The 26,012-nt window shown below is 66.4% G+C and carries 31 protein-coding genes and 1 pseudogene; 23 read left to right on the top strand and 9 right to left on the bottom strand.

Annotation, left to right across the window (positions count from 1 at the left end; genetic code table 11):
• Nucleotides 1–67 precede the first annotated feature (67 nt).
• The 10 genes and pseudogenes from M2351_RS18595 to M2351_RS18555 form a co-directional block, all read left to right on the top strand.
• Entirely contained in the window at nt 68–328 is a 261-nt protein-coding gene (locus tag M2351_RS18595) for a type II toxin-antitoxin system RelE family toxin (protein ID WP_264657600.1), read from the top strand.
• Entirely contained in the window at nt 321–647 is a 327-nt protein-coding gene (locus tag M2351_RS18590) for a helix-turn-helix domain-containing protein (protein WP_264657599.1), read from the top strand. The genes M2351_RS18595 and M2351_RS18590 overlap by 8 nt, the downstream gene beginning before the upstream one ends.
• 46 nt (nt 648–693) lie before the next feature.
• Entirely contained in the window at nt 694–1,593 is a 900-nt protein-coding gene (locus tag M2351_RS18585; protein ID WP_264657598.1) for a recombinase family protein, read from the top strand.
• 209 nt (nt 1,594–1,802) lie between these two features.
• Nucleotides 1,803–2,777 carry a recombinase family protein gene (locus M2351_RS18580; protein ID WP_264657597.1) on the top strand — a complete coding sequence of 325 codons (975 nt, stop codon included), beginning with the start codon at nt 1,803–1,805 and terminating at the stop codon, nt 2,775–2,777.
• A gap of 365 nt (nt 2,778–3,142) precedes the next feature.
• Nucleotides 3,143–3,388 (top strand): helix-turn-helix domain-containing protein, encoded by a 246-nt coding sequence (locus M2351_RS18575; RefSeq protein WP_264657596.1) that lies wholly within the window; start codon nt 3,143–3,145, stop codon nt 3,386–3,388.
• Nucleotides 3,385–3,876, top strand: coding sequence for a helix-turn-helix transcriptional regulator (locus M2351_RS45135; RefSeq protein WP_406567406.1), 492 nt, complete (start codon nt 3,385–3,387; stop codon nt 3,874–3,876). Before M2351_RS18575 ends, M2351_RS45135 begins: the two co-directional genes overlap by 4 nt.
• A gap of 133 nt (nt 3,877–4,009) precedes the next feature.
• On the top strand, nt 4,010–4,564 hold the full coding sequence (locus M2351_RS18570) for an ISAzo13-like element transposase-related protein (protein WP_264657595.1): 555 nt from the start codon (nt 4,010–4,012) through the stop codon (nt 4,562–4,564).
• Complete coding sequence (locus M2351_RS18565; RefSeq protein WP_264657594.1) at nt 4,464–5,198, top strand: ISAzo13 family transposase; 735 nt, start codon at nt 4,464–4,466, stop codon at nt 5,196–5,198. Before M2351_RS18570 ends, M2351_RS18565 begins: the two co-directional genes overlap by 101 nt.
• Nucleotides 5,199–5,502: 304 nt before the next feature.
• Nucleotides 5,503–6,702: an IS256 family transposase gene (locus tag M2351_RS18560; protein WP_264654291.1), complete on the top strand. Its 1,200-nt coding sequence runs from the start codon at nt 5,503–5,505 to the stop codon at nt 6,700–6,702.
• Between the two features lie 343 nt (nt 6,703–7,045).
• Nucleotides 7,046–7,231: pseudogene (locus M2351_RS18555) on the top strand (IS3 family transposase); the annotation flags it as partial.
• On the opposite strand, the gene M2351_RS18550 reads toward M2351_RS18555, so the two are convergent.
• The 3 genes from M2351_RS18550 to M2351_RS18540 form a co-directional block, all read right to left on the bottom strand.
• Entirely contained in the window at nt 7,192–8,046 is an 855-nt protein-coding gene (locus M2351_RS18550; RefSeq protein ID WP_264657593.1) for a TAXI family TRAP transporter solute-binding subunit, read from the bottom strand. The pseudogene M2351_RS18555 and the gene M2351_RS18550 sit on opposite strands and share 40 nt — an antisense overlap.
• A gap of 184 nt (nt 8,047–8,230) precedes the next feature.
• A complete protein-coding gene (locus M2351_RS18545) occupies nt 8,231–8,515 on the bottom strand; it encodes a hypothetical protein (protein WP_264657592.1) in 285 nt (94 codons plus the stop codon).
• 176 nt (nt 8,516–8,691) lie between these two features.
• Nucleotides 8,692–10,467 (bottom strand): Rieske (2Fe-2S) protein, encoded by a 1,776-nt coding sequence (locus M2351_RS18540; protein ID WP_264657591.1) that lies wholly within the window; start codon nt 10,465–10,467, stop codon nt 8,692–8,694.
• 325 nt (nt 10,468–10,792) lie between these two features.
• Between M2351_RS18540 and M2351_RS18535 the strand changes: the two genes are divergently transcribed.
• From M2351_RS18535 to M2351_RS18515, 5 genes are all read left to right on the top strand, one after another.
• Nucleotides 10,793–12,091 carry an IS701 family transposase gene (locus M2351_RS18535; RefSeq protein ID WP_264655659.1) on the top strand — a complete coding sequence of 433 codons (1,299 nt, stop codon included), beginning with the start codon at nt 10,793–10,795 and terminating at the stop codon, nt 12,089–12,091.
• A 651-nt stretch (nt 12,092–12,742) separates the two neighbouring features.
• Complete coding sequence (locus M2351_RS18530; RefSeq protein ID WP_264657590.1) at nt 12,743–13,075, top strand: hypothetical protein; 333 nt, start codon at nt 12,743–12,745, stop codon at nt 13,073–13,075.
• 28 nt (nt 13,076–13,103) lie between these two features.
• Nucleotides 13,104–14,417, top strand: coding sequence for a DUF6745 domain-containing protein (locus tag M2351_RS18525; protein ID WP_264657589.1), 1,314 nt, complete (start codon nt 13,104–13,106; stop codon nt 14,415–14,417).
• Nucleotides 14,418–14,429: 12 nt separating this feature from the next.
• Complete coding sequence (locus M2351_RS18520) at nt 14,430–14,681, top strand: hypothetical protein (RefSeq protein ID WP_264657588.1); 252 nt, start codon at nt 14,430–14,432, stop codon at nt 14,679–14,681.
• 129 nt (nt 14,682–14,810) lie between these two features.
• Nucleotides 14,811–15,773, top strand: a complete 963-nt coding sequence (locus tag M2351_RS18515; RefSeq protein ID WP_264657587.1) for a complex I NDUFA9 subunit family protein — start codon at nt 14,811–14,813, stop codon at nt 15,771–15,773.
• Between the two features lie 124 nt (nt 15,774–15,897).
• Here M2351_RS18515 and M2351_RS18510 read toward each other — a convergent pair whose 3' ends face one another.
• A complete protein-coding gene (locus M2351_RS18510; protein ID WP_264657586.1) occupies nt 15,898–16,110 on the bottom strand; it encodes a hypothetical protein in 213 nt (70 codons plus the stop codon).
• Between the two features lie 125 nt (nt 16,111–16,235).
• Nucleotides 16,236–16,490 carry a DUF4167 domain-containing protein gene (locus tag M2351_RS18505; protein WP_264657585.1) on the bottom strand — a complete coding sequence of 85 codons (255 nt, stop codon included), beginning with the start codon at nt 16,488–16,490 and terminating at the stop codon, nt 16,236–16,238.
• A 314-nt stretch (nt 16,491–16,804) separates the two neighbouring features.
• On the opposite strand from M2351_RS18505, the gene M2351_RS18500 reads away from it, so the two are divergent.
• The 5 genes from M2351_RS18500 to M2351_RS18480 all read left to right on the top strand — a co-directional run bounded on the left by M2351_RS18500 (nt 16,805) and on the right by M2351_RS18480 (nt 22,081).
• Complete coding sequence (locus M2351_RS18500; protein WP_264657584.1) at nt 16,805–17,137, top strand: hypothetical protein; 333 nt, start codon at nt 16,805–16,807, stop codon at nt 17,135–17,137.
• 11 nt (nt 17,138–17,148) lie between these two features.
• The gene (locus tag M2351_RS18495; RefSeq protein WP_264657583.1) at nt 17,149–17,355 is read left to right on the top strand and encodes a hypothetical protein; all 207 of its coding nucleotides are present in this window, start codon (nt 17,149–17,151) and stop codon (nt 17,353–17,355) included.
• A 630-nt stretch (nt 17,356–17,985) separates the two neighbouring features.
• Complete coding sequence (locus M2351_RS18490) at nt 17,986–19,452, top strand: tyrosine-type recombinase/integrase (protein WP_264657582.1); 1,467 nt, start codon at nt 17,986–17,988, stop codon at nt 19,450–19,452.
• A 2-nt stretch (nt 19,453–19,454) separates the two neighbouring features.
• A complete protein-coding gene (locus M2351_RS18485; RefSeq protein ID WP_264657581.1) occupies nt 19,455–21,251 on the top strand; it encodes a sensor histidine kinase in 1,797 nt (598 codons plus the stop codon).
• Nucleotides 21,252–21,385: 134 nt separating this feature from the next.
• A complete protein-coding gene (locus M2351_RS18480) occupies nt 21,386–22,081 on the top strand; it encodes an IS6 family transposase (RefSeq protein ID WP_264657580.1) in 696 nt (231 codons plus the stop codon).
• Nucleotides 22,082–22,287: 206 nt separating this feature from the next.
• Here M2351_RS18480 and M2351_RS18475 read toward each other — a convergent pair whose 3' ends face one another.
• Nucleotides 22,288–22,674: a type II toxin-antitoxin system VapC family toxin gene (locus M2351_RS18475; RefSeq protein WP_264657579.1), complete on the bottom strand. Its 387-nt coding sequence runs from the start codon at nt 22,672–22,674 to the stop codon at nt 22,288–22,290.
• Nucleotides 22,674–22,931 (bottom strand): type II toxin-antitoxin system Phd/YefM family antitoxin, encoded by a 258-nt coding sequence (locus M2351_RS18470; protein WP_264657578.1) that lies wholly within the window; start codon nt 22,929–22,931, stop codon nt 22,674–22,676. Before M2351_RS18470 ends, M2351_RS18475 begins: the two co-directional genes overlap by 1 nt.
• 45 nt (nt 22,932–22,976) lie before the next feature.
• On the opposite strand from M2351_RS18470, the gene M2351_RS18465 reads away from it, so the two are divergent.
• A complete protein-coding gene (locus M2351_RS18465; RefSeq protein WP_264657577.1) occupies nt 22,977–23,192 on the top strand; it encodes a hypothetical protein in 216 nt (71 codons plus the stop codon).
• 109 nt (nt 23,193–23,301) lie between these two features.
• Here the strand turns inward: M2351_RS18465 and M2351_RS18460 are convergent, their stop codons facing one another.
• The gene (locus M2351_RS18460; RefSeq protein WP_264657576.1) at nt 23,302–23,661 is read right to left on the bottom strand and encodes a hypothetical protein; all 360 of its coding nucleotides are present in this window, start codon (nt 23,659–23,661) and stop codon (nt 23,302–23,304) included.
• Nucleotides 23,662–24,291: 630 nt separating this feature from the next.
• The gene (locus M2351_RS18455) at nt 24,292–24,798 is read right to left on the bottom strand and encodes a hypothetical protein (RefSeq protein ID WP_264657575.1); all 507 of its coding nucleotides are present in this window, start codon (nt 24,796–24,798) and stop codon (nt 24,292–24,294) included.
• Nucleotides 24,799–25,034: 236 nt separating this feature from the next.
• Here M2351_RS18455 and M2351_RS18450 point away from each other — a divergent pair, with 236 nt between their 5' ends.
• Both M2351_RS18450 and M2351_RS18445 read left to right on the top strand, forming a co-directional pair.
• Complete coding sequence (locus tag M2351_RS18450) at nt 25,035–25,709, top strand: M50 family metallopeptidase (protein ID WP_264657574.1); 675 nt, start codon at nt 25,035–25,037, stop codon at nt 25,707–25,709.
• Nucleotides 25,710–25,768: 59 nt separating this feature from the next.
• Nucleotides 25,769–26,011: a hypothetical protein gene (locus M2351_RS18445; protein WP_264657573.1), complete on the top strand. Its 243-nt coding sequence runs from the start codon at nt 25,769–25,771 to the stop codon at nt 26,009–26,011.
• Nucleotide 26,012: the final 1 nt, after the last annotated feature.

Genomic DNA, 26,012 nt, shown 5'->3' with positions numbered 1-26,012 from the left:
GAGAACAAGGCGCTTGACGCAGCGTTCTCTTTGAGAGAACGTTGCGACCGTTCTCGCGGAGATGATGATGCAGGTTCAGATCCTGGCGAAAGCGGCGAAAGACCTCAAGGCGCTGACGCCGCCGGATCGCGCCCGCATTCTCAAGAAGGTCGAGCAATACGCCGCCGACCCGGCCTCGCAAGCCAACAACGTCAAAGCCCTGCAGGGCTCCGATCTGTTCCGGCTGCGCGTTGGCGACCACCGTGTGCTGTTCACCGTCGATGCCGCGGGCACTGTGACGATCATGCTGGTGCATCGCGTTCGCCATCGGAGAGAAGCCTATGACTGAGACCGTCACCATTCCCCGGGCTGAGTATGATGCCCTCACCGCGCGGCTCGAAGACCTGGAGGACATCCTCACCGCCATGCAGGCGCGCGGCGGACAGCCGATGCCGCTGGAGTGGGCCAAGCGCATTGTGGAGGGGGAGAACGCGGTCCGCGTGTGGCGCGAGTTTCGCGGGCTGTCCCTACGGGCGCTCGCCGGGAAGGCCGGGGTGAGCGCGGGCTATGTGTCGGAGATCGAGGCGGGCAAAAAGCCCGGGTCGGTGGAGGCGTACAAGGCGCTTGCCGAGGCCCTGGACACCTCGGTCGACTGGTTGGTCCTCTGATGACGACCAAGCAGCACACGGGCTCGCCGGACCGACGAGGCCGGCGATGGCCCTGATCGGCTACGCCCGCGTGTCCACTGAGGATCAGGCCACCTTCAGTCAGCTCGACGAGCTGAAGGCCGCCGGCTGCGCGGTGATCTTCGAGGAGACGGCATCGGGCGGCAGCCGGGCGCGGCCGGAACTGGCCAAGGCCATCGCCCAGGTGAGACGGGGCGACATCCTGGTGGTGGCGCGCATCGACCGCTTGGCCCGTTCGCTCTCCCACCTGCTCGATGTGATCGAAGGGCTGGAGGCGGTCGGCGCCCACTTCAAGTCGCTGCGCGACCCGATCGACACCTCCACGCCGCAGGGCAAGTTCGCCCTGCAGGTGCTGGGGGCGGCGGCGGAGCTGGAGCGTGCCCTGATCCGCGAGCGGACCAAGGCCGGCTTGAACGCCGCCAAGGCGCGCGGGCGGGTGGGCGGCAATCCCGCCCTCAAGCGCCGCGATCCCGACGCCATCGCCCAGCTCGCCGCCATCCGCGACCGCCAGTATGTCGCCGACCTCTTGGCGACCATGGAGGCGTGGCTGCCCAAGGTGCGTGCCCTGCGCCCGGGGAACTCCTGGGGGAAGGTGGCCAAAGCGCTCGGTCGGCTTGGGTCGCCCGACCGGCCCTGGACGGCGGACCGGCTGTCGCGGGCGGTCCACCGGCTCGTCGCGGAAGGGCTGGCCGAGCCGGACCTGATCGCGCCGGCGCCGCGCAAGCCGCCCAAGGACGACCTCCTGCTGGTCATTGCCGGTATCAGAGGGGCCGACCCGACCATCAGCCTGCGCGCCATTGCCGCGCGGCTGGAGGAGATGCGCATCCGCACGCCACGCCGTGGCACGACCTGGTCGGCGTCTTCGGTCAAAGCGCTGCTCGACCGCGCCGAGCGGTTCGGTCTCGTGATGCCGAAGGCCAACCGCTGACCCACCAGCAACGTGAAAACATGCTGCCGTTTTGTTCGCTCATGAAGCCGGAGCGTTCGGTCTTGAAGCCGGAGAGTCCACCCATCAAGCCGGAACCCCGCCGCAGAAATCCTCATTCCCGAGTCCAGTCATAAAGCCGGAGCGACAGCCGGATCCGGAGAATGCTGGCGACTGAACCAGGTGAAAGGTCGCCGTGCCAGGAGGAGCCAATGGCGTTTATCGGGTACGCGCGCGTGTCCACCGACGAGCAGACCACGGATCCGCAGCTCGACGCTCTTGAGGCGGCTGGCTGCTCAACGATCCACCGCGAACATGGTTCCGGCGGCGATCGGGCGCGCCCGGAATTGAAGCGCGCCATCGAGCGCTGCCGCAAGGGCGACGTGCTGGTGGTCGTGCGCATCGACCGGCTGGCGCGCTCGCTCGCCCACCTGCTGGAAATCATCGAGGCCCTCGACTCTAAGGGAGCCGGCTTCCGCTCGCTCGGCGATCCCATCGACACCACCAGCCCGCAGGGCCGCTTCACCCTGCAGATCCTCGGCGCCGTGGCCGAGTTCGAGCGCGCGCTCATCCGTGAGCGCACCAAAGCCGGCTTGACGGCGGCCCGGGAGCGCGGCCGCATCGGTGGCAATCCGGGACTGCGCTTCCGCTCCGCCTCGGCGGTGCGTGCTGTCACCGACGCGCGTGAGGCGCGGCGCGACGCCGATGTGCTGCGCGTGGCCGACGCCATTCTGCCCCACGTCCGGGCGATGCGGCCCGCCTATCCGTGGGAGACCGTGGCCCGCAGTCTGGCCAAGAGCGGCTCGCGGCGGCCTGACGGTGGCCCCTGGACCGGTCCGGCCTTGGCGCGCGCTGTCCGGCGCCTCGCCCGGGACGGCTTCGTGGACGAAGCGGTGCTGGAACGCACGCCGCGTCGTCGGGACAGCGACGATTTGGTCACCCTGGTCGCCATGGCGGTGAACACGTTGGAGAACCCGACGCTCGCCAACATCGCCCGACATCTGGAGGGCATTCACTGCCGGACGCCGCGCGGCGAGGCGCGCTGGTCGGTGTCGTCGGTGCAGAACTTGCTGGGCCAAGCCGTCGCGCAAGGGCTTCTGGAAGACCGGCCCCTGCCCAAGCCGGAGGCGCCGCGCCGGCGCGGTCGCCCGCCGAAGTCATTGAAAGCGAGGACCACGCAAAGCTGACTGGGAGCGCGCGGGGAGGTGCTCGTGCTTCAGGAGGCGCTTGCGCGCAGTTGTCCCCGCGCCTCGGGCGCATGCGCAAAATGGCGGGCGGGATTGCCAGCGGAGTGCCCGCAATCGCATCTGCCGTCAGCATGCCGTTCGTAGCCAAATCGGCATCTCGCAAAACGCGTGGCCGCTGCCTTGCTGGGCTAGATCGACACTGCCTGCCGCAGGGCCGCCTTGCCCCGCAAATGTTCTGCTCTTCGGCCGAGCTGGAACGGGCGCCGCTCGACCGCGACCGCGCAAGGCTTGCTGGAGGGTGACGACCACGCCGCCGCGGAGTAGGTTCGACACGCCTGCCCCTGCCCCGGAACGAAGACGGCTCCATGACCCCCGAACAGTGCCTCGCCGCGCGCAAGCTCCTCGGCTGGTCTCGACTGGAGGCGCAACGGCGGACCGGGCTGGCCTACAGCACGCTTCAGGATTTCGAACTGGGCACCACGGCAGCAACACCAACGACACGCAACCGCCTGCGTGCCGCGTTCGAGGCGGCCGGCATCGCGTTTGACGCGGACGGCGGATCGGGTGCGCGGCTGTGCGACCCGACGGGCCCTGACGGCGATGAGCCATGACGGGCGGACCACCCAAGTCGGAGCCACAGGTCGTTCATGTCCTCCGCAAGCCAACGGCCGCGCAGGTGGTGGCGGCGATGAAAGTGACTGGCCTGCCGCTGAACACCGTGTGGACCGTCTATGGTGCTATGATCGACGCGGCGGACCAGGAGGGTCCGGAGGCACACGGTGGCCCTCCGGTCGTGCCACACGGACCAAATATCAACAAGGCACCCCGCATGACCCCGGAACAATGCCGACAAGCCCGCGCGTTGATGGACTGGAGCAAGCTCGACTTGGCCCGGGCGTCCGGCGTTATGGCGCGCACCATTGGCCTGTGGGAGCGTGGCAAGCACCCCAGCGTGGAGCCAATGGTGTCACTGATGCGGACCGCGCTGGAAGAGGCTGGGATCGCGTTCAGCCCAGACGGCGGAAGCGTTCGACTAGAAAAGGCTGCTGAACGAGGCCTAGGGCACGGCAGGGAACTATCCGCTCAGAACGTCGGTTAGGAAGAAGGCAGTTTTGTTTCGTCGGCGCTGACGGGAGTTGCCGATGTCCTTGTCCGTTGTTCATCCGTGTGGATGTCCGCGCTGCCGGGCCGATGAGCCGCACGCGGATCGTGCCCTTCACGAGCACATCAACGTGCTGATCAGTCGTCTGGATGAGCAGCAGCGCCGCTGGTTCGTCGCGCTCGAAGCCGAGCGCCTTGGCCGCGGCGGGGAAACGCTGCTGGCGCAGATCACCGGCCTGAATCGGCGGACCATTCGGCGCGGCCGGCGCGAACTCGCGGCCGGCTTGGCCGAGCGCCCGACCGAGCGCGTCCGCGCTCCCGGAGGCGGGCGCCCGGCGCGGGAGGTGCAGGATCCGGAGCTTGTTCCGGCTCTGGAGACGTTGCTCGCCCCCGAGACCGCCGGCGACCCGATGGGTCGCCGCGCCAAGGGCAAGCGCAGTTCCCTGCGGCATTTGAGCGCCGCCCTCGCCGCGGCCGGGCACCCGGCGAGCCGGCCGACGGTGGCGCGCCTGCTGCGCCAGCTCGGCTACTCGCCCAAGGTCAACGCTCGGCGCACCGAAGCCCACAGTTCACCTCCCGAACGCGATGCTCAGTTCCAGCACATTGCCGAGCAGCGGGCGCAGTTCCAAGCCGCCGGCGAGCCGATCATCAGTGTTGATACGAAAAAAAAAGGAGCTGGTCGGTAATTACAAGAACGCCGGCCGGACATGGCGCCGGACCGCCGAAGCGGTGCTGGTGCACGACTGGCCGCAAGACGCGGTTGGCCAAGCAATCCCCTACGGTGTCTTCGACCTGACGAACAACCGCGGCTTTGTGTGCATCGGTGATTGTTTCGATACACCACGCTTTGCGGTCGAGGCGATCGGGGACTGGTGGGCCAATGACGGCAGCCGCCGCTTCCCACACGCCGAGCGCCTGCTCATCCTGGCCGATGCCGGCGGTTCCAACAGCTGCCGCTCGCGCGTCTGGAAGGCGCAACTCCAGGAACAGCTCTGCGATCCCTGCGGCTTGGAGGTCACGGTGTGCCACTATCCCAGCGGCTGCTCGAAGTGGAACCCCATCGAGCATCGGCTCTTCAGCTTCATCAGTCTGAACTGGGCCGGCGTGCCCTTGCGCACCTTCGATACGGTCGTGCGCTACATCGCTGGAACCGTCACTGCCGCCGGGTTGCGCGTGACGGCCCTTCTCAAGCGCGGTGGCAACGAGACCGGGGAGCGTGTCTCCGACGAGGCGATGCGAATTCTCCGCTTGGCGCCGCACACCGTCTGCCCGGCGTGGAACTACACCCTATCACCACGAACCAACTGGGATGACGAATGAGCAGGTAGTTCCCTGCCGTGCCCCTAGATGCCGTAATGGGCCTTGCACCAAGCGCTGGCTTGGCCGGGCGGCTGTCCCCACAGTGATGGTGTGAGACACGGGTCCGTCCAAGATGCTTGTAAAAATAGGTCACAAGGCGGTTGGGATCGCGTCCCACCGCGTGGTGTCTGAGGCGTGAGGCTGGCCCGCCGGAGCGCTCCCCCATAGCTGGCGCAGGCGGGCCGGCCGTTCGGGAGCGGCGGTCACCGTGTTCTTCGGCTAAGTTGAGGTTGCTTAACGACCATCAACCAAGACGGAGACCACGATGACCGAGGACAGGATCGCTCTTCAGGAGCTGATTGGGAAGAGCGCCGATGCCGACTTTCTGCGCGAGATGGTCGGCTTCGCCGCCCAGCGCCTGATGGAGCTGGAGGTGGAGAGCCTGTGCGGCGCCGGGTATGGCGAACGCAGCGAGGACCGCCAGACCAAGCGCAACGGCTACCGGGAGCGGACCTGGGAGACGCGCGCCGGGGCCATCGACCTGCGCATCCCCAAGCTGCGGCGCGGCTCCTACTTCCCGGCCTTCCTGGAGCCGCGCCGCACCGCGGAGAAGGCGCTAATCGCGGTGATTCAGGAGGCCTACGTGCAGGGCATCTCGACGCGCAACGTCGATGATCTGGTCAAGGCGATGGGCATGACCGGCATCTCCAAGAGCCAGGTCAGCCGCCTGTGCCAGGACATCGACGAGCGCGTGCAGGCGTTCCTGAACCGGCCGCTGGAAGGCGACTGGCCCTTTGTGTGGCTGGATGCGACCTACGTGAAAGTGCGCCAGGACGGCCGCATCGTCTCGCTCGCCGCCATACTGGCCATCGGCGTCAACAGCGATGGCCGGCGCGAGGTGCTGGGGCTCGGCCTCGGGCTGTCGGAAGCCGAGACCTTCTGGACCGATTTCCTGCGCACCCTCACCCGCCGGGGCCTACGCGGCGTAAAGCTGGTGATCGCCGATGCGCATCTCGGGCTGAAGGCCGCCGCTTCCAAGGTGCTGGGCGCCACACTTCAACGCTGTCGTGTTCATTGCATGAGGAATCTCCTCGCCTGCGTCGGCAAGGCGCACCAGACGATGGTCGCGGCCACCATTCGCACCGCCTTTGCCCAGGAGACCGCTGAGGCGGCGCATGAGCAGTGGCGCCGGGTGGCCGACAGCCTGCGGCCGCGCTTTTCCAAGCTGGCGGCGCTGATGGACGAGGCGGAGTTCGACGTGCTGGCCTACATGAAGTACCCCAAGGACCTGCGCACCAAATTGCACAGCACGAATCCTCTGGAGCGGCTGAATGGCGAGATCAAGCGGCGCACCAACGTCGTCGGCATCTTCCCTGGCGAAGGGGCGGTTGTGCGCCTCGTCGGCGCCTTGCTGCTGGAGCAGCATGATGAATGGGCGGTGGCCCGGCGCTACATGACCATGGAAAGCCTGGCCGAGCTGTGCCACCCTCACACCCCTGATCCGCTGTCCATCGCAGCGGAGTAGACCGGCGGCCTCAACCCGCCGAAGAGCACAGAGGCCCCCTCAGACACCACGCCTCGGGGCACGATCCATGTTCAGCGACCATGCCTTGACGTCCCAGCGACACGAGACCGTGCATCCGATGGTGGAACGAGCCGCCTGAAGGCCGGTCCCTGTCAAGCCCCGTGCCGCCGCAGGCGGTGGCCCGAAAGGGCCAGGCTTGATAGGGGGCGGCGGAAGGCGGACCATCCGACCCGGATGCACCCTGCGCTGGACGACGCTCCGCGCGACACCGACGGCGCTTCCGCTGTGAAACGCACAAGTTTGGTCGGGCAACGACACGCTGCTTGACTTCTATAGGAGCATCAACGCGCCCATGGAGAGTTTCTTCGGGACAGCGAAATCTGAGCTTGTCCACCAGACACGCTACCCAACACGCGAAGCCGCTAAACGGGACCTGGTCGCCTACATCGAAGGCTACTACAATCGCCAGCGGATCCACTCGGCTCTCGGCTACATCACCCCAGAGCAGGCCGAGCTTCGGGCCGCATAACCCGGTGTCCATTCTCCCGGGGGAAGCTCAGGATCAACCACGGCCAGCACCGTGGACACGGCCACCGTGCCGATGGGGGCGCCCCGCCCCGCCTCGCTGGCGCCGATCAGCAGCGGATAATCAGCGATGCCAAGCTGAGACGGCGAGTAGGTTTGCGATAGTGCGGGGCTGAGCGGAATCGGCAGAAAGTGCACGCCATCTCCGCGGTTCAGATCAAAGAACAGACGGGCGGGTTTGCGGCCGACATGAACAAGGGCAGCGATCTCGCCACGCAGCAGTTGCGCCAAGGCTATAGGCTCATCCGCGAAAGTTGGCTCAACGGAGATGCCCAGACTGGTGAAGAGAATCGTGCTGGTGATCCGGGTCCGGCTGTCGGGCAGGCCGACGTTCACCCGATACCCGTCCAGCCCCGTTAGGCTTGGGATGTCCCGTCTGGCCAGAACATGCACGTCTTCGTCGTAGAGCCTGGCGATATACCGGAGCTTGTCACCCGCATCCGGGGCATTGGGTCTGCGCCCCAGATAGGGTAAGACGTCAGCCGGAACAATGCCGACGGTCGCGCCGCGGTCCTTGAGCATGATGCTGACGGTCTGCACGGGATCAGCCCCACGAACAGGTCGGATGCCGAGCGTTTCATCGGCCAGCACCAAGGCGAGGTCCTGGACGATGCGGACCGACCCCGGGTCACTTCCTGGTGTGACCAGGCCGATGCCGGTGGCCGGCTCCGGCTCGGGCTTGGCGCTCTGGACTCGACCGCTGGTCACCCCGATGGTGGCCAGAACGACCAGCACCATTCCTGCCTGTCGAAACACCATGGTCCGCCTCCCTGACACAGCTTATTGCAGCTGAGCGGCCTGCTCGGGCGACACATGCCAGAGACTGATATGGTAGTGCGGCTCATCGACGCCGGGATGGCCACTGGTGTAATGCATGTCAATGTGATCGACGCGCAACGGGGTGCCGCGGATGAGATCGAATGCGGTCTGGGCGTTGAGATCCTTACATCGGCACCATGTAGATGCTGCTCACCAGTTTACCGTCGCGGTCGTACGCCCGGAACGGCCCGACGGGTAACGTCTTGGGCTGAACATAGAGCGTGCCGAGGCCGGGATAGAAATCCGGAAACCGAACCAGTGCGCTCACCTTCTTATAATCTCCACCCGGCGGCTCATAGGTTTCCGCACAACCGGACAGAACCATGATGGTTAGGGCGAGCAGTGTGCCGATGGGACCTTGTGACATGCCGACCTCGATAGGCGGAGACATCTCAACGGACGAAGCCATGCCTTTGGTATGCGTCGCCGGTGGCCAGAGTGCCTTCAGAGCAGCGGGGCCCATTGTTCGAGCCGCTGCATGGGAAGCATCCACACGCCCCCTTCGACTGGCGACCTGCATGCGTGGCCGAGGCTGTCATGACCATAGAGCCCGGCCTGCGACGAGCAAGGCCGTCCCGACCGGCCTCACGTATTCTGATGAAGCTCGCCTCCCCGCAGCAGCCGCTGCGCGATGTCGGCGGTCTGAAACAGCGCCCGCTCGGTTGGCGAATGGGCGGCCAGGTAGCGCGCCACGGCGATGAGAATATGGCGGCCTGGGCCGGTGTTGCCCCATTCGCCGAACTGCCGCACACCCGCTTCCAGCATCTGGTAGGCATGAAAGCCCGCATCCTCCCGGAGCAGCCCCTGCACGAGTGCCGCGATCAGCGCGTTCGGCGGGTGACCAAGCGTGAGGTGGCGCGCAACCAAGCGGGCGGCCACGTCGACCTGTCGTTGGCGATCAAAGGCCTCCAGCAACGCCGCACGGATGTCCTCGATCCGTTCGGGAAGGTCGTCCAGCCGATCGCCGTCGTCGCCCGGCAGCCGTGCCGACGGTACATTGAGATAACGGGCGAGGTAGACCGCCATCGCCCCATGAAGCACCCCACGCACCGCCTCGATCCCACCATTCCGCTCGGCGTCCACCCCGATCCGCTTCAGCGCTTGGTGGACGGCGTTGGCATAAGTGAAGACGTGATGGGCTGTCTCCCAGTCCGCATGCTCGTTGGCGGTCCCGAAGCGTGCCACGCGCAGGGCCGCCGCATAAGCCAGGGAGCGGCCGAGGTCGGCCGGGCACGCGCCAGCCCGGGTCGCCGCCTTGAGCGCCTCCAGAATCGCTTTCGCGTCATCGCCAAGAAGGGCGGCGGACAACTCGGCATGATCGGACCAAGCATGGGAGCGGCGAGGCGTCATGAAAAGGTCGCGCAACTCCGCGGCGCTTTCCTCGCACAATCGGACCAGGTCAATCGGATGGCGCCAAGCGGTCATTTCGTCAGCTCCACGCGCCGCTACCATCGGACCGACCACGCTGGGCAACACGGCGGACGCGTTCTCCCAGCCGATGACGTCGAGGCATTCGCAAGCCTTGTTGATGAAGTCGAGCGAATGTCCGCCGTCAGCGAAGGCACGGTCGGTTGACGCGGCGACCAGCAGACGGGCGAGCACAGCCGGCGGGGTGCCATTGGCGATGGCGGTGAGCAGTGTCCGTTCCGCGGCGTCGCGATGACGCACGGCGCTCCAGTGCCGCAGCCAGCGTTCGAGGGTGGCCAGGTCGGGCTGACTGGCGAGCGGCGCGCGCTCCCGGCGTGGCGCCTCGCCGTCGCAGTCCACGGCAACCCGCCGCGCCGCGTGAAACAGGGCAAGATAGGTCTCGTCCTCGGGGAGGAGCGGCAGCAGGTTGCCAAGGGCGGTGAGGATGGTCACGCCCGTCCCCCAGCCGTCGCGGTTATGCACGGCGAACAGCGCGGCCTGCCGCACAATCGCGCGCGGGGGCACGCCCGCCGTGAGCTGTCCCCGCACGCTCTTGGCGATGACGAGGCCGAGACTGTGGGCGAGGCCATCGTCGAGCCGGCGCTGCCAATGGCGCGCCGGGTCCTCATGGCCAAATACCGGCCTGACCCAGACCTCGCCGGCGCGAACCTCGACCGGACAGGTTGGTACGTCATCGGCCCACAGGTCGAATGTGCAGCCGCTCGCGAGATCGAAGCGAGCATCATGCCAATGACAGGTCAGGATGCCGTCCTCGACACTGCCGCGGTCGAGCGGAAAGCCCATGTGCGGGCAGCGATTGTCGAGCGCGAAGACGCGTCCTTCGTTGTAGACCACCAGGATCGGGGGATGGCGGCCGTGCACGACGAGGCGCCCTCTGGCCATCAAGTCGGCCAGGCTACCCGCGCGCACAAAGTCCGATGCCGGCGTGTCCATGGGCGTGTTTCTCGTTCGCACCACAGAACAATCTGGCGGCGGAGGTGATGCTCTGACAGCCCTTTGTCCGAAAGCGGGTGCCGCTGGGTGAGCCCCTCCTAAATTCACTCCAACCGTGAGGGTGCAGCGCCTTGACCGCCCCTCGTCGCCGCCAGACGACATTCCATCGACGATTTGATGACGCACCGGCGCCTCCTGTCTCCCTGCCCCGGGCCGCCAAGCGCCGGCCCTATTGACCGCCGCCTAGTACTACAGCGGGGATTATCCGAAGGTGAGTTTGAGCGGCGCCGACTGTTAAGCGTGGATCAGTAGGGAGGGTCCACGGATGACGACCATTGCTGAAGCGGAACGATGGGCGAGCGCGCTGGAGCATCTGGTGGAGCAGCTTGCGCCCCGCTTTCGTCGCCTGGAGGCGCGTCAGCGGGCACTGACGTATTTGCGCGGTCTTCTGGCCCCTCTGGAGCGCAAGAACGGCTGGCATCTGGCGGAAGCCGCCGGCGATCGCACGCCGGACGCCCTGCACGACTTCCTTGGTCGCGCCCGCTGGGACGCCGAGGCGGTGCGCGATGACCTGCAAGCTTATGTGGTTGAGCACCTGGGGGATGCCGACGCTGTCCTGGTGCTCGACGAGACCGGTTTTCTCAAGAAGGGCACCCGCTCGGTCGGCGTCAAACGCCAGTACTGCGGCACCGCCGGGCGTACCGAGAACTGTCAGGTCGCCGTGTTCCTGAGCTATGCCAGCCGCCGCGGCCGGGCGTTGATTGATCGCGCGCTGTACTTGCCGGAGGAGTGGACGGCGGATGCCGAACGCCGGCGTCTGGCCGGGGTGCCGGAGGAGGTGGGCTTTGCCACCAAACCGAAGCAGGGCCGGGCGATGCTGGAGCGCGCCGTTGCGGCGGGGGTGCCCTGCGCCTGGGTGACGGCCGACAGCGTGTACGGCGGCGACTACGCGCTGCGGCTGTGGTTGGAACGGCAACCGATTGGCTATGTCCTGGCGGTCACCAGCAAACAACGGGCGCCGCTCGGTTTTGATACGGTCAAGGAGCGGGCCGTCGCCCGCGTAGGGGCTTGCGACTGGCAGCGACTGAGCGCCGGCGATGGGGCCAAGGGCCCGCGGCTCTACGACTGGGCGTACAAGAGCTATCCGTCACTGCGCGCGGGCTGGAGCCGTGGCCTGCTGGTGCGCCGCTCGATCGCGGAACCGGACAAGCTGACCTACTATTTGACCTTTGCGCCGGAGGGCACGCCGTTGCTGACACTGGTGCGGATCGCGGGCACACGCTGGACGGTGGAGGCGTGTTTCGAAGCCGCCAAGGGCGAGGTGGGGCTGGACCAGTACGAGGTGCGCACCTGGACGGCGTGGCACCGCCACGTCACGCTGGCCATGTTCGCCTTGGCCTTTCTCACCGTCGCCCGAGCGGCGGCTATCGGGGGGCGAGGAGCGCGTCGATCTGTCGGCCGATTTGCTGCCCCTCACCGTGCCGGAAATCCGCCGCCTGCTTGCATCCTGGATCGGCCTGCCGCGGCCCGAACCCACCGTCGTTATCGCTTGGTCCGTCTGGCGGCGCCAACACCAGCAACGCGCACGCCAGTTCCATTGGAGGCGCCGTACCCAAACCGGTAAATCCCCGCTGTAGTATTGGGCCATGGACGCCAACCTATTTTCAAAAAAGACGGCGGAGGCTTGCGCAGTCGAAAGCACGGCCAAAGGCTGTCCACAATCTCGACAGGAACCGAGTGGATCAGGCGAGGCGATAACCCACGCCGTGTGGCACTCAGGACAGCCAAACATAGCCGGAATCAGTGTGTCTCTGAGACGGCCTTCAGCGCTCGCTGTTCTCAGCGCATCACTGATCAGGACAGCATGATGGAGCATGGCTTCCTCCCTCAAGAGAAGCTCCCATTAAGCACTCCGATAAAGCATCATTCCAAAGAACATGCAGGTATCTGGCGCTGGCACAGCGGCGGAGAATGATGTTCAAGCCCGTCGCGTAGGTGCATCACTCCTTTTTGGGCGCCAAAAACCTCGGCATCCGACAATATTTGGTCGAATGTCGAAAGCGACGCCGTCACGAAGGAGCTTATCGTCTTCTGCAGCCCGCCCGTCGGCGGTGCAAAACGGGAGGCGACGGAGCGGTGCTCCGGGCAAAGGGCACGGGTGCTGTAGAACCGACAGGCATGCCCATCCGCGCCAATCCCCCATTGACGGCGGCACGATTTATAATCGCGACGGTTTCCGTGGCGCACCAGCGCCGATCAAGCCAGGAGGCCGACGATGCCTCACGCAAAGCAGTACCGCCAGGGCGACGTGCTTCTCGTCGCGTCCGACCACTTGCCCACGGGGGCCCGACTTCTCGAACCCACGCGCGACCGCGTGATCCTGGCGCACGGCGAAACAACCGGACATGCCCACGGCATGGCGGCCGAGCGCGTGCGCTTCTTCCGCGAGGACGAAACCGGGCGCGGGTTCATTCAAGTGCACGGCCCCGGCCCGGTCGCCCTGCAGCACGAAGAGCATGCCGCGATCCTCGTCGAGCCCGGCTTGTACGAGGTCCGCCAGCAGCGCGAATACCGGCCGCGCGCCCAGGCCGGCCGGGTCGCTGACTAAGCGGTCAGCTCGAGCGTTGGAGCGGAGCATGGATGAGCCGGGTCACGCGGTCCTGGCCGGGCGAATGCGCGAGCCCCAGGTAGGGTCCGGGCATAGGGATCGTAAGCAGGCCGAATGGAGCGTTCGCGACCTCTATATCGCCGCGGGCCTTGCCCCGCCGCGGTCCATCGTGTGGCTTGCCGGACCGAGGGAGGCGCAACGCGCGCTGGAGTGGATCAGTTGGCGCCGTTGGCTGCTGTGGATGGCGATGGTACTTGGTCTCGTGATCGGTCTCATCGGCTGGTGCAAACCGCTGGCGATTGACCTTGCGAGCGGTGGCATTTCCGCCACCCCGTGGATCGGCAGCACTATGGTCCTGGCGCTCGCCAGCCTCATTGGAGGGCTTCCCGGTCATGGCCAACGTTCTGTGCGCGGCGTGATCGCCGGCCTGAGCGCCCATTCTGCGCTTCTGCTCGCGGCGGCGGCCATTGTCCCCGCCGCGGTTTATTATGGCGGCAGCCTCAGCCTCATTGGTGGGGTTCTGAGCGCGCTCGCCGTGGCCGGTCTCTTCGGTTGTCCATTGGGCGGCGCGACGCGGTTTCCCTGCCGCTTCGGGCGCTTGGTTGCACCCCGCATTGACCGCCTGCTGATCCGGGCGTTGCCGGCGCAGTCCTCCTTCCCGGTGGAGACGCTCAAGCACCATCTCATGCTGCGCCCGGCCCTGGCGCACGTCCTGCGACAGGTGACGCCCGCGCCGGAGTGCCCGATCCGGGCTCTGTTTGACCATTGCCGATCTCCGGGGGCTGCGGATCGCCCCTCATCCGCCATCGGTGATGCCGCGTTGGCCCTGTTGCGCCACGCTGACGTGCTGTGGGCTTACCGCCACGTGGCCCTGGTGCTGGCGCGACCGGTGGAAGCCCATGGGAATGAACGGGGGCTTCTGCACAACGGCGCCGGCGCGGCGGTCCGCTGGGCGGATGGCAGCGTGCTGCTGGCCGTCGACGGCGAGGTCGGGGGCGCCATTGATCTGGATCTGGCGCGGCTGTCGATCGACGACCTTCAGCAGGGGCTCAGCGCCGCTCTGCGCCGCGTCCTCATCGAATGCTTCGGTCCTGAGCGCCTGATGCGTGCGCTTGGCGGCCACAAGCTTGCCGCGGATCCGGTTGGTGAACTGTGGCGCGCGTGGGATTTCGATGGTGAGCCTTTGGTGATGGTGCGGGTGCTGAATTCCACGCCGGAGCCCGATGGGCGGCGCCGGGCCTACTGGCTGCGGGTCCCACCAGCGACCACAACGCCACGCGCCGGCGTCGCGTGGACATTCGGCCTCGATGCTGACGCGTACCAACCGGTGCGCGAGGCCTGAACCAGAACGGAGGTGACGCGTGACCGCCATCAGATCGCCCCTGGCAAGATCGTCCGGATTGAGGCGATCGGCGCCGTCGAGCATGAGCGCCAGGTCGTCACCGGCGGCGATGAGGTGATCCGCTGGAGGATTGTCGTGGTGAGCACGTCCGGGGCAACGCTCGTCGCCTGGAGCGCGGAGGTCCCCGCCGCCAACCAGCAACAGGTGATCGAGGCCGACGCCATCTACAAAAGCACCATCGATCAGCTTTTGACCTTCGCCTGACCGGTCAGAACCAAGGGCCCGACGACGGCCGCAGGGATGATGAGTGTCGACTGTTGCGATGGGCTCACAGAAGTCTGTCGGCTGTGAGCGAGAGAGTCCTGAGCATTGGAGCGGTGCGGAGTCTCCGGCATGATCGCCATGGAGGGCCACAGGGAACAGCCTGCGCCGGACCGCCGCCGGCTTGTCACCGTATTCGGCGGGACCGGCTTTCTCGGCCGCCGCGTGGTGCGCCATCTCTTGGCGCGCGGGTTTGCGGTGCGGGCCGCTTCGCGCCATCCGGAGCGGACCCGGGCGTTGATCCCGACCGACCGGCCAGACCTCCAGGCGGTGGCAGCGGATGTGCAGGATGAGACGACAATCGCGGCAACGCTCGCGGGCGCCTATGGCGTGGTCAATGCAGTCAGCTTGTACGTCGAGGGCGGCCGAGACACCTTTGCCGCGGTGCACATTGAGGGGGCGGCCCGCATTGCCCGGCATGCGGGCCTTGCTGGTGTGCAGCGGCTGGTGCACATCTCAGGCATCGGGGCCGACGCGCGTTCACCCGCGTCGTACATTCGAGCGCGCGGGAGCGGCGAACGGGTGGTGGTGGAGGCGTTCGGCACTGCGACGCTGGTCCGCCCGGCGGTCATGTTCGGCAACGATGACGCGTTTCTGACAAACCTCATAAAATTGATCCGGGTACTGCCCGTTTTCCCGCTGTTCGGCAGCGGTCGGACCAAGCTGCAGCCGGTTTATGTGGACGATGTCGCGGAAGCGATCGCCTGCGTGCTGGACGATCCGGCCGGCGCGGCGGACGGCTGCTACGAATTGGGCGGTCCGCGCGTCTACACCTACCGGGAGCTTCTCCAATCCCTCGCCGAAGCGCTTGGCGCTCGCCACAGGCCCGTGCCGCTGCCGTTCGCCGTGTGGCAGGCTGTGGCCTTGATCGCCGAACGTCTGCCCGGAGCGCCGCTGACGCGCCACCAGATCGAACTCCTGCGGCACGATACGATTGCTTCCGGCGTGTGGCCCGGTCTGCGCGAGCTTTCGATCACGCCGACGCCGGTGGAGGCCATCGTGCCGGACGTCGTGGACCGTCTGAGCGAAACCTGATGGTGTCGGGCCAGCGCTGCTGACGCAGCAAGATGGCGCGAGCCTTGGATCGAGACTGCCGGTGGAATGAATCGTCGTTGGTCGTGCCCCGAACCGCCTTGGGTCACACCAGGATTTGCCCGCGCTACGCGTTGCGGCCGTTATCCGAACCAACACGGGCTGCGACCTGGCGCGCCCGGCCGAGGGCCAGACTCGCCACATCGATTTGTTCGAGCACATAATGCCGCACCTCGTAGGGCAACCCTTGGACGGCCAGCGCCTCGCGCCATTGATCAAGCGACTGATGGATGACGGCCAGATCATCAACGAGAGCGGCGAGCCTGCGCGGATGGTCCATGGTATCCTCCAGTTGTTGTCGCCCTATGCTCGCCAAGTTCTGCGGACATCGCCACGGCGCAAAGGGGGCGCGCAAACGGAGGCCACGGCCGCGGCACTGTGGCGAAAGGGAGGATCCGCAAAGCCTCATGGCTCGTTGCGGCCGTGAGCCACGCGAAACCAATGCTCCGCGTACTGGCGGCACGTTTCGGCTTCGACGGCATCGCCGGCTCGTTCGGCCTCGCCAGCGCGGGCGAGCCACTGAGCGTGCCTTTGCTCGGCCGAACCATTCACCTTTGGGTGCGCTCGCGCCGGGGCTCCCTGCGTGGCTTGCTGTTGGGCCGCTTTACCGAACCGCAACTGCCGACGGGCGCGACTGCTCGCCGGGTTGTCAAAGGGCATGAACGTTGGTCCTCCGGTGGTGTGGGCCGCGATGGGGAGCGATGGATCATTCTCGAACGCTTAATCGTCGCGCTCGTGCGCCACGCCAGAGAAGGTCCGAAACGCTTCGGCGGCATCATTCATGACCGGCGGGAAGAACGCAACACGACCGACCGGCGGACCGTCGATAATCGGCGTGGGCCGGGGTAGGGCGCGGGGCAGCACCGGAGCCGGACTCTTCCGGCGGGCGGAGCATTCAACCCACATGGGCCTCTTCTTTCCCTTGGTCGAGCGCGCTACATCTCAGCGCCGTTTTCGAACTCCTGTGAGATGCAATGAGCGACACGCCCGAGTTTCTGCCCAAGGAGCGCGACCTGATCCGGCGCGAGTTCATGGTCCGGTTCAGCAGCGCCCGGTCCATCCACGATGGCATCCTGGTCAAGCGCTGGGCGACCGGCCCGAACAAGGGTCAGCCGAAGCCGGCGGCTGCGGTGCAGAGCATGATCGAGCGTGGCCTGGTGTCCCTGGTGGACAACGGCGCGCACTGGCTCAAGGCGACCTTCACGCCGGCGGGCCTCCAGGCGCTGCGCGGCATGGCCGCGGACCAGCGGGCGCTGCCGCCCCGCCAGTACCAGCCGCTGCTCGACGAGCTCGCCGGCCTGCCGTAAGGGGAGGGGAGATGGCACCCATTTCGGTTCAGATGGGGGACCGCTTTACCCGGACGGCTGGATCGCCCAAGATCTATGTCGTCACCGCCCTCGTCGACAAGCCCGGCCATCTCCCGCACGCCCGTCTGCTCCTGGAGGACGGCATGCCCAGCGACGAACTCCTCGTCAGCGTGGATGCTTTGGGCGCCCGCAAGCAGCATTGGCGCCCGGTCCCCTGAGGCGCCTCCGCCGCACGCGTTAACACCCGGTGGAGCGCCTGGCTGGGCCGGGGGAGACAGCCCTGACGCGCTGCGGGCGCTGCTGGTCCCGTACCCGCGTGAGTACATGCTGGTCTGGCGGGTCAGCAAGGAGGTTGGCTCGGTCAGGAACGACCGTCCCGACCTGATCGGCGTGGTGGACAGCGGGCCGGCCATTAATCCAGGCTGACACCGCCGCGGCATGATCGTCCTCCTGCCGACGAGCTTTGGCGCGCTCGTTTGGCTGAGGACAAAACCAGATTATGCGCATTGCCTCGACGAGCGTTGTCAATGTGATGCGGTGCGGGAGAAGAAACCCCCGGCGCTTGAAGCGGGATCCACTCCGGCAGCACGTCGTCAACGCCTATCAACTTCGTCGCCAACTCGGGCCAATGATTGTGCAGTCCAGTCAATTTCAGAAATGGGCAGCGGGGCCCACGCGGGCGATGAGGCAAAGTTGAAGGGATGACAGCCTCATTCATCACAGCCGCAAAATCCTGATCGGAAGAGGTTTTTTTAGCCGTCGATAATGGCACTTATGGGTGGTTTAACGGTGGTTTTCGTCCGCGCGTCTGAGGTAGGTTCAAGCGCCAGCATCTCGTAGCGGACCCAATGCCCAGTTCCCCGCCTACTATCCGCTCCCCTGCGGAGCGTTCCTCCATCGACCAGGCCGTTGGCTTTCCCTTCGCCTACGAGGTGGCCGTCACGGCAGCCGCGCGTTCCGCAGCTGAACAGGCCCTGGCCGCGCTGTCCGTCGGCTCCCGACGTGCTTTGCTCAGCGTGGCCCGCGGCTACCTCGGCTGGTGTCGGGCGACGGCGCCCAACACCGGGGCACTGCCGGCCGACGCGAACCGGGCGGGTGCCTACCTGGCCCATGTGAAGACGCGGGCACCTTCCAGCGTGGCGCTCCACCGCTGGGCGCTGCGCCGATGGCACGCCCTGCTCGGCATGCCCGACCCCTTCCCGGAGGTGTTGCCGGCCGTGGCCGCGCCAAGCCCGGACGCCGATTTGCCTCCCGAGTTGGAGGAGCGCTTGCGCGCCTATTATGGCTTGGCCGCGCGCGCCTTCGCGCCGGCCACGCGGAAGGCCCTGCGCGGCGACCTACGCCTGTTCCGGACCTGGTGCGCCCAGCGCGGCGTTCCCTGGCTACCGGCAGCGCCCGAGACCGTGCAGGCCTACGTCGAGGAGGTCGGCGCCACGCGCAAGCCGGCAACCATCGGCCGCTACCTCAGCTCGATCACCGCGGTGCACCGCGCTGCCGGCCTGCCGTCGCCGTGCACCGATTGGCCCGTCGCCCTCGCGCGCCGTGCCCATTCCCGTGAAAAGACGGTGCGCCAGCGTCAGGCAAAGCCGGTGGGCAACAAGGAGCTGGCGGCCATTTTCGCCGCGATGGACGATGCGGAGCCGCGGAGCCCGGCGGCGCGCCTCATCGATCTGCGGGACTGCGCGCTCCTTCTGGTCGGCCGCGACACGCTGGCGCGCGCCGATGAACTCGCCGCGCTGCGCTGGGAGGATGTGACGGAAGCCGATCCGGCCCGCGATCCGGAGGCGCGGGTGGGGGAGGGGACCATCCGCATCCGGCGCTCGAAGACCGACCAGGAAGGGCAGGGGGCGATCGCCTGGTTGTCGGCCGAGACGATGGCGGCGCTCGCCGCCTGGCGCGCGGCGATCGAGGCCGCCGTGGATCCGGCCACCGGACGTCCGGCCGGCGCCGGCACCTTTCTGTTCCGTTCCTTGGCGCGGCGTGGCTATGGCGCGCGCCTGCAGCCCGCCGCCGTGCGTGCCGTGGTCATGCGCCGGATGGGCAGGGAGACGGCGCTCACCACTGGGTACGGGGGACACTCCTTGCGCGTCGGGGCCGCCCAGGACCTTCTGGCCGCCGGCGTCAACCTGCCCGGCCTGATGCAGGCCGGCCGCTGGAAAACCTCACGCATGCCGGCGCGCTACACTGAGGAGCTGCAAGCGTCGCGCAGCGCCGTGGCTCAGGTCCGGCGGGCTCAGGCCGACGCCGCCGACATGGCAAACGACGACGATGGCGGGCCGGAGCGCACGCCCGTTCGCATCACGACGGCGGATTGACCATGCTCGCGACCATCGCCATGCGCTTCCGCGGTTGGGGCGGCGTGCGGGCCGCGTTCGTGTCGCCTGCCGGCATTGTGGCCGGCAGCCTCACGCTCTCCGTGATGATGCTGGTGGGGTGCGGCCTCTACGCCTGGCACAGTCGCGATGATCATCTGCACCGGGCCGAAGCGTCCCTGCTGAGCGTCACCCGCGCCTTGGAACACCATGCCGAACGGTCCTTCATGGCCGCTGATCGCGTGCTTCGCGCGGTCGTGGCGCAAAGCGCGACGCGCGACCCCACGGTGCTCTGGCCGGAAGACATGCAAGCGACCCTCATGGAGCGCGCGGCGGCGTCCTCCATCGTTTTGAACGTGATCGTTCTCAACGCCCAGGGCGACGTCGTTGCCGATTCCGATAGCTTTCCACCCCGCCGGATGAACGCCTCCGATCGTCCCTACTTCGCCGTGCACCGTGAGGGTGCTGTCGACGGGCTCTACATCTCCGCGACGTTCAAAAGCCGCCTCACCGGGAGGGTCGTGTTCGGCATGAGCCGCCGGCTGTCCGACGTTGACGGGCGGTTCGCCGGGGTCGCCCTCGCCATCATCGACGCGGACCATTTTCACACCCTCTACACGGGGCTGAACCTCGGCTTCGATGGAACGACCGCGCTGCTGACCACAACGGGGGACGTGCTGATGCGGCACCCCTTCACCGAGGACCTGGTCGGGCGCAACGCGGTCCAAACCCCCCTCTTCGCCGAGCACCTGCCCAAGGCGCCGGAGGGCTCCTTCCAGGTCACGAGCATTTTCGACAGCACCCGGCGCTTGGCCGCATACAAGCGGCTGGACCGTCTGCCGCTCGTGGTCACCGCATCCTACGCGCTGGATCGCGTGCTCGACGACTGGCGCCAGAGCATGCAACTGGCGGGCCTGCTGACGCTGCTGCTGGCGAGCATGTGCACGCTCGGTGGAACGGCGGTTGCGCGCGAGGTGTCGCGGAGGCGCCAAGCCGAGGGCACGGCGCGGGAGGCCTTGCTCACCGTGGAGAAAGCTTTGGAGGAGGCGCACAGCGCGCGCCTTGTGGCTGAGGCCGCCGACCGCAGCAAATCCAATTTTCTGGCGATGATGAGCCACGAGCTGCGCACTCCGCTCAACGCGATCATCGGGCTGTCCGAGCTGCTCACGATCAAAGGTCCGCCCCTGTCGCGCGCGGATACGGCCGAGTATGCCAAGGATATTCACCAGAGCGGGGCCCATCTGCTCGCGCTGATCAACGACATCCTCGACCTCTCCAAGATCGACGCCGGCAAGGCGACGCTCGATCTCCAGGCCGTCGATCTCGGAGAGATCGTCGCAGCGGCGGTCCGTGTCGTGGGTCGGCAGGCGGCCGCACAACAGGTCGCGTTGCACGTGCCTCCATCGGAGGGACGGATCGTCCTGTTCGCCGACGCGACGAAGCTCCGGCAGGCCTTCATCAACGTGCTCGGCAACGCCGTCAAATTCGCCGATGCGGGCGGCACCGTCACGGTGCTGCTGAGCGCGAGCGACGACCAGGCCCGCGTTCTGGTGGTCGACACTGGCGTTGGCATGTCGGCGGAAGATTTGACGCACGCATTCGAGCCGTTCTGGCAAAGCGATGTGACGCCGTCGCGCCGCTACGGTGGCACCGGCCTGGGGCTGGCAATCACCAGGCGCTTGATTGCGATGCACGGCGGCGACATCCGGCTGGAGAGCGAGGTCGGAATCGGCACGAGCGTCGAGATCATTGTGCCGCGGCACGAGATGGCTCCGCGCACGCCGGCGAGCGGCGACACCTGAGAGCGTGGCCGTTGCCGGGCGGAGTTGTCCGGCGGATTTGCGATTGATGCCGTGTCGGGGCTGCTTGCACCGGTTGCATGGGCATTGTCACGTCATCCCTGGCGGCAAGCCGACCGTCAGGTTACGGTGCTCGAATGTCGCCGATCTCGTACGCCCGTCACCAGTTCCCGCCCGCGATCATCCGGCACGCGATCTGGCTTTATCTCCGGTTCACATTGAGTTACCGGGATGTCGAGGAGCTGCTGGCCGAACGCGGCGTCGAGGTGTCCTACGAGACGGTCCGGCGTTGGGTGCTGAAGTTCGGGCCGGCCATCGCCCGCAACCTGCGGCGCCTCCGACCGAAACCCAGCCCGCGCTGGCATTTGGACGAGATGGTGATCAGGGTCAGCGGCCGGCTCATGTACTTGTGGCGGGCCGTCGGTGACGAAGGCGAGGTGTTGGATGTGCTCGTCCAGCGCCGACGCGACAAGGCTGCGGCCTTGAAGTTGATGCTCAAGCTGCTGAAGAAGTATGGCTTCTCGCCCACCCAGGTCACCACGGACAAGCTGCGCTCCTACGGGGCGGCGTTCCGGGAGATCGGCCTAACGGCCCGCCATGAGCAAGGCCGACGAAAGAACAACCGGGCCGAGGTCTCGCACCAGCCGGTCCGCCGACGCGAACGCAAGATGCAGCGGTTCAAATCACCTGGGTCCGCCCAGCGCTTCGTCTCCATGCATTCCGCCACCTACAACACCTTTAACCTTCAGCGCCACCTGATCTCGCGCCGCACCCTGCGTGCCTTTCGGGCGCAGGCCAGGGCCGACTGGCAGGCCGCGACCGCTATGGCGTGAACCCGTCGGTGCCCCCGAGATCTCCGCGCGTCGGAATGGTTCCTGTGACAAAGCCTGCGTGACGAGCCGGCGGCCGCCGCACTTCGGACAGCGCGACGGGCCGCCCCGCAGGGCGGCGGCGCAATCCCGGCACACCGTGTCCAGCTCCATGCGGCGCTTTTCCGGTTCGACAGCGGGCCTGGCGCCCTTCGGCGCCTGCGGCTTCGTCAGGCGCGCGCCCACAGCTGGGCGACGCCTTTGTAGTCGGCGATCACCCCGTCGGCGTGGACCAGCGTCAGGCTTTCCTTTTCAGCCTGCGCCACGAGCATGCGGTCGAACGGGTCCGGGTGCGCCCAGTCGAGCCCCCCGGCACGCTCCGCGTGCTCGGGCGTCATGGGCAGCGGCAGGAAAGCGTTCTGGGCGATGGCGCTGCTGGGCGACCCGGAGAAGGCGAGCTTCCCCTTCCCGGCCTTGATCGCGATCTCCCACACGGACGCGGCGCTTACGTAGACCCGATTGTCCGGATCGGCGATGGCGGCGCGCACGGCCGGGCTGATCGGGTCGGCGCCGGCATCCCACCAGAGAAACACGTGTGTGTCGAGCAGGAGGTCCATCAGGCGCGGCCCTCGCCGCCGGTCTCCTCGCCCGCGAACAGCGCCTCGATGTCCGCATCGGGATCGTCGAAGTCCGGCGCGATGCGGGTCAGGCCCAGCGCGCGCGCCGGCGTGCGCGGCGCGTTCGGCTTGGGAAACGGCACCAGCTTGGCCATGGGAACGCCGTTCTTAGCGATGACGAACTCCTCCCCGGCGGCCGCGCGGTCGACCAGGCCCGACAGATGGGTTTTCGCGTCGTACAGGCTGATCTGATCCATGACTCCTCCCTAACCAACGTGGCCAAGTTAGCGCGACGGACGCAGTTGGTCAAGTTAGTCAAGTCGATCGCGCGTGAGGGGATCGGCATCACCCACACCGTTGCCTCGGACGCGTCGGCTTACGTCGACATCGCCGTCGGCCTTGCCGATCGCGCAAGGCGCCGGGACCCTTCCGAGCGGCTGCGTACGGCAACACACCTTGCCTGGCACGACACCGACGCGATCGCTTCACTGACGACTTGCCTTTCCGACCTGAAGTAACCGTGCTCCGCACCGTTGCTGCTCGCGCAGTATCAGAACAGTTTCGTCATCAACCACATCGACCGGGGACCAGAACGCAATGGTGTGCTTGATCAATGACGCGCGAGCCTCACAGGTGCTCCGCCCAAGTTCGCCGTGCCGAGCGGTCATGGCGGAGCGCAACCGACGAGGCCTGGCAGAGGTCGAGACCGCTCCATTCCACGGCTTCTTCGTCGTCAAAGACCACCATGACGTCAGCGACACAGGCGTTATCCTCACTCAGATGAACGCTGACCAGGTCACCATCCTGCAGCATTTCCTGGTCCATGACGTTGTCATTCCAACGCGCTGCTCCAGCTGGCGAGACGTAGATTTCCGCGATGTCCGAACCCGTTCGGTTCAAAACTGTCATGTCGCGCTTGCCATCAGCTAAGGCGGTCGTGGTAACAGCGGCCACGGAAGCAACGATCGCCACAAATACAGAGCGCATGGCTCCCCCGTTGACTGAAGGTCGTCTTACGAACTGTGTTCTGGATAAATCCGATGTCTTCCGTGAGGCAAGCCTGATGGGCTCAATGTGTGTCACCAGCACTTCTGGCTGTGCCTCAAATGCATCATAATCTCGAGGCATTTTCGAAGGATTAGATTTATGTCTTTGAATGAGCCGGCCACCGCAGTGCTGAAGACCATGATCCTGGAGCAGATTTTCAAGAACGGCCCGATCATCCTCAGTGGTTCCATGGCGTGTGGGATGAGCACATCCTTGAGTCGCGTGATCGCGACCGGTTGTCAGGACCCGATCAGAAAACGGACCATTTCGCGGAGCCCTGTAGCTTGCCAGCGCGCTCAACCGTTCCTTACGTGACCGTCAATTCTAGGCGGTGGGCGCAACTGACGGCCGTTTCTCCTCGGGACGTCACACCGCAGCGCCTCGCCCTGACGGCGGCCTCCCCGCATAACGGACAAACGGCTGGCTGTGCCATCGTGTGAGTGCCCGGAGGTGGTGAGAGCGATGTATCTCTCCGGTTTCTGGATAGGTGGCAACTTTAGGTCATCAACATCGCCCAACAGCTCGACGTGGCCTAACGCAAAAAGGGCCGGGAAAACCCCGGCCCGTTGGTCATTGCGACGGGGCGACCTTGTACTCGCCCGTCAGTTCGTCCCATACGGCGGTGTCGCTGACCGAGACGACGTGATAACTGCCCCGGCCGGTGATGCCTCGGTACTTGCCCGTGCCGCCCGTGAACTCCCAGGTGCCGTTCCAGACGGTCTGTGCCCCGTCCTTCTTCTTTTCCTTCAGCAGGTATCGGGCGTAGACTTTGGACCCATCCGGCTCGGTGAAGGTCTTGTACCCGATCTCCTGCCCGGCCGTGTCGGTGATATCCGTGACCTGATACCGGGCCTTGTCGAGGAACGGCTTGCCATCGGAGTTGAACGCCGCCCCGTCGAATTCCGTGATGGCAATCATGTGACCCGGTTGGTCCTCCAGCGTCACGGCCTTGGTCCCAATGACCACCAGCACGGCCTTGCTGTTCCACTGACCGCCGTCTTGGGCCACCGCTCCGCCGGCCCCCAGGGCGATGGCGAAGATCGTACCCCCGATCACTCCCGCGAGACGCTTGCCCATGGCCTCCTCCCTCAGGGGTTGGTAACGACACCGAGAATAACTCTAGGTCCGAATCCCTCGCAAACTTAAAGGCGTAAGGTGTTATCGTTACACAGGGGGATGGCCTCTCCGCATTTTCGGTGTCCGGCGTCAGGACGAAAAGTGGGACAAGGCTCCAATCTCAAGGATTTGAAGGATTTGTCCATGTTGAAACGCCGATCATCCCACAGTGCGACAACTCTCCATTCGCGACGGCTATGACCCGCCGCCAGATCCATCTGCTCGGGCACCTTGCCGCTGCGTGGCTTGTGTCGAATGTTCCAATCATCCGCGCGCCGTTCGAATGGTATGAATCCTATTTCCATGAACTCGGCCACGCGACATTCACCCTGTTGACCGGCGGGCGCGTCGAGCGGCTGGAGCTTCATCTGCTAGGCTCGGGAGCCGTTCTGTCGTCTGGCGGTTGGCCGTTCCTCATCAGCCTGGCCGGCTATGCTTCGACTTTTCTATTCGGAGGCCTGCTCTACCTGGCGGCCGCCTCGAACGCCGACAAGGTGTCGCCGCGCTGGGCCGCCGCGCTAGGCTTGCTAATCGCCGCCACCGTCATCCGCTGGGCCAGCTGGATCGATCTGCCGACGCTCGGCATCGGGGCAGTGATGAGCGTCATCCTGATTGCCCTCTGGCGCTGGAACAGCAAGGCTCTGACCCATACAGTCCTCAAGTTCATTGGCGCCTACGTTTTCGTCGCCGGCCTCTACTCCCCGACCTTCCTTCTCTTCGGCTTCGGCGGGCATAGCGACGCGCGGAACCTGAGCGCCGTGACCGGAGTGCCCCAGATTGTCTGGATCGCCCTGTGGCTCGCCATGGGCGCCTATGGTCTGCGGCTGCTGTGGAAGGTCGAAGGACGTGGGCGGTATCCCGCCGCGCCGTAAAAGGAGGGAACTTATGACCTGTACGCGCTTCATCCGCCGCTTTGATCCAGAGGCCATCCGTGGCTGAGTTGACGGTTCCGGTACTCCGCTTGTCCACCGTCGACGACTGCGCGCGGGCGATGGACGTTCTAATAGAGCAGCAGTTTGCCGTGCGCCGGGAAGCTGACACCGAGATTTCCGTGTCGCCGTGGGAAGACCTCGAAGAGGCACAGTGCCTGTTGAAGGCTGAAGGCATCGCCTGCGAACGAGGAGAAAAGCCGGTCCGGCGGCTTGGCCCCCGGATGCAATTCCCCCAAGCATGAA

Source organism: Azospirillum canadense (assembly GCF_025961225.1).
Lineage (GTDB): Bacteria > Pseudomonadota > Alphaproteobacteria > Azospirillales > Azospirillaceae > Azospirillum > Azospirillum canadense.
This window is presented reverse-complemented; position numbering and strand designations above follow the sequence as displayed.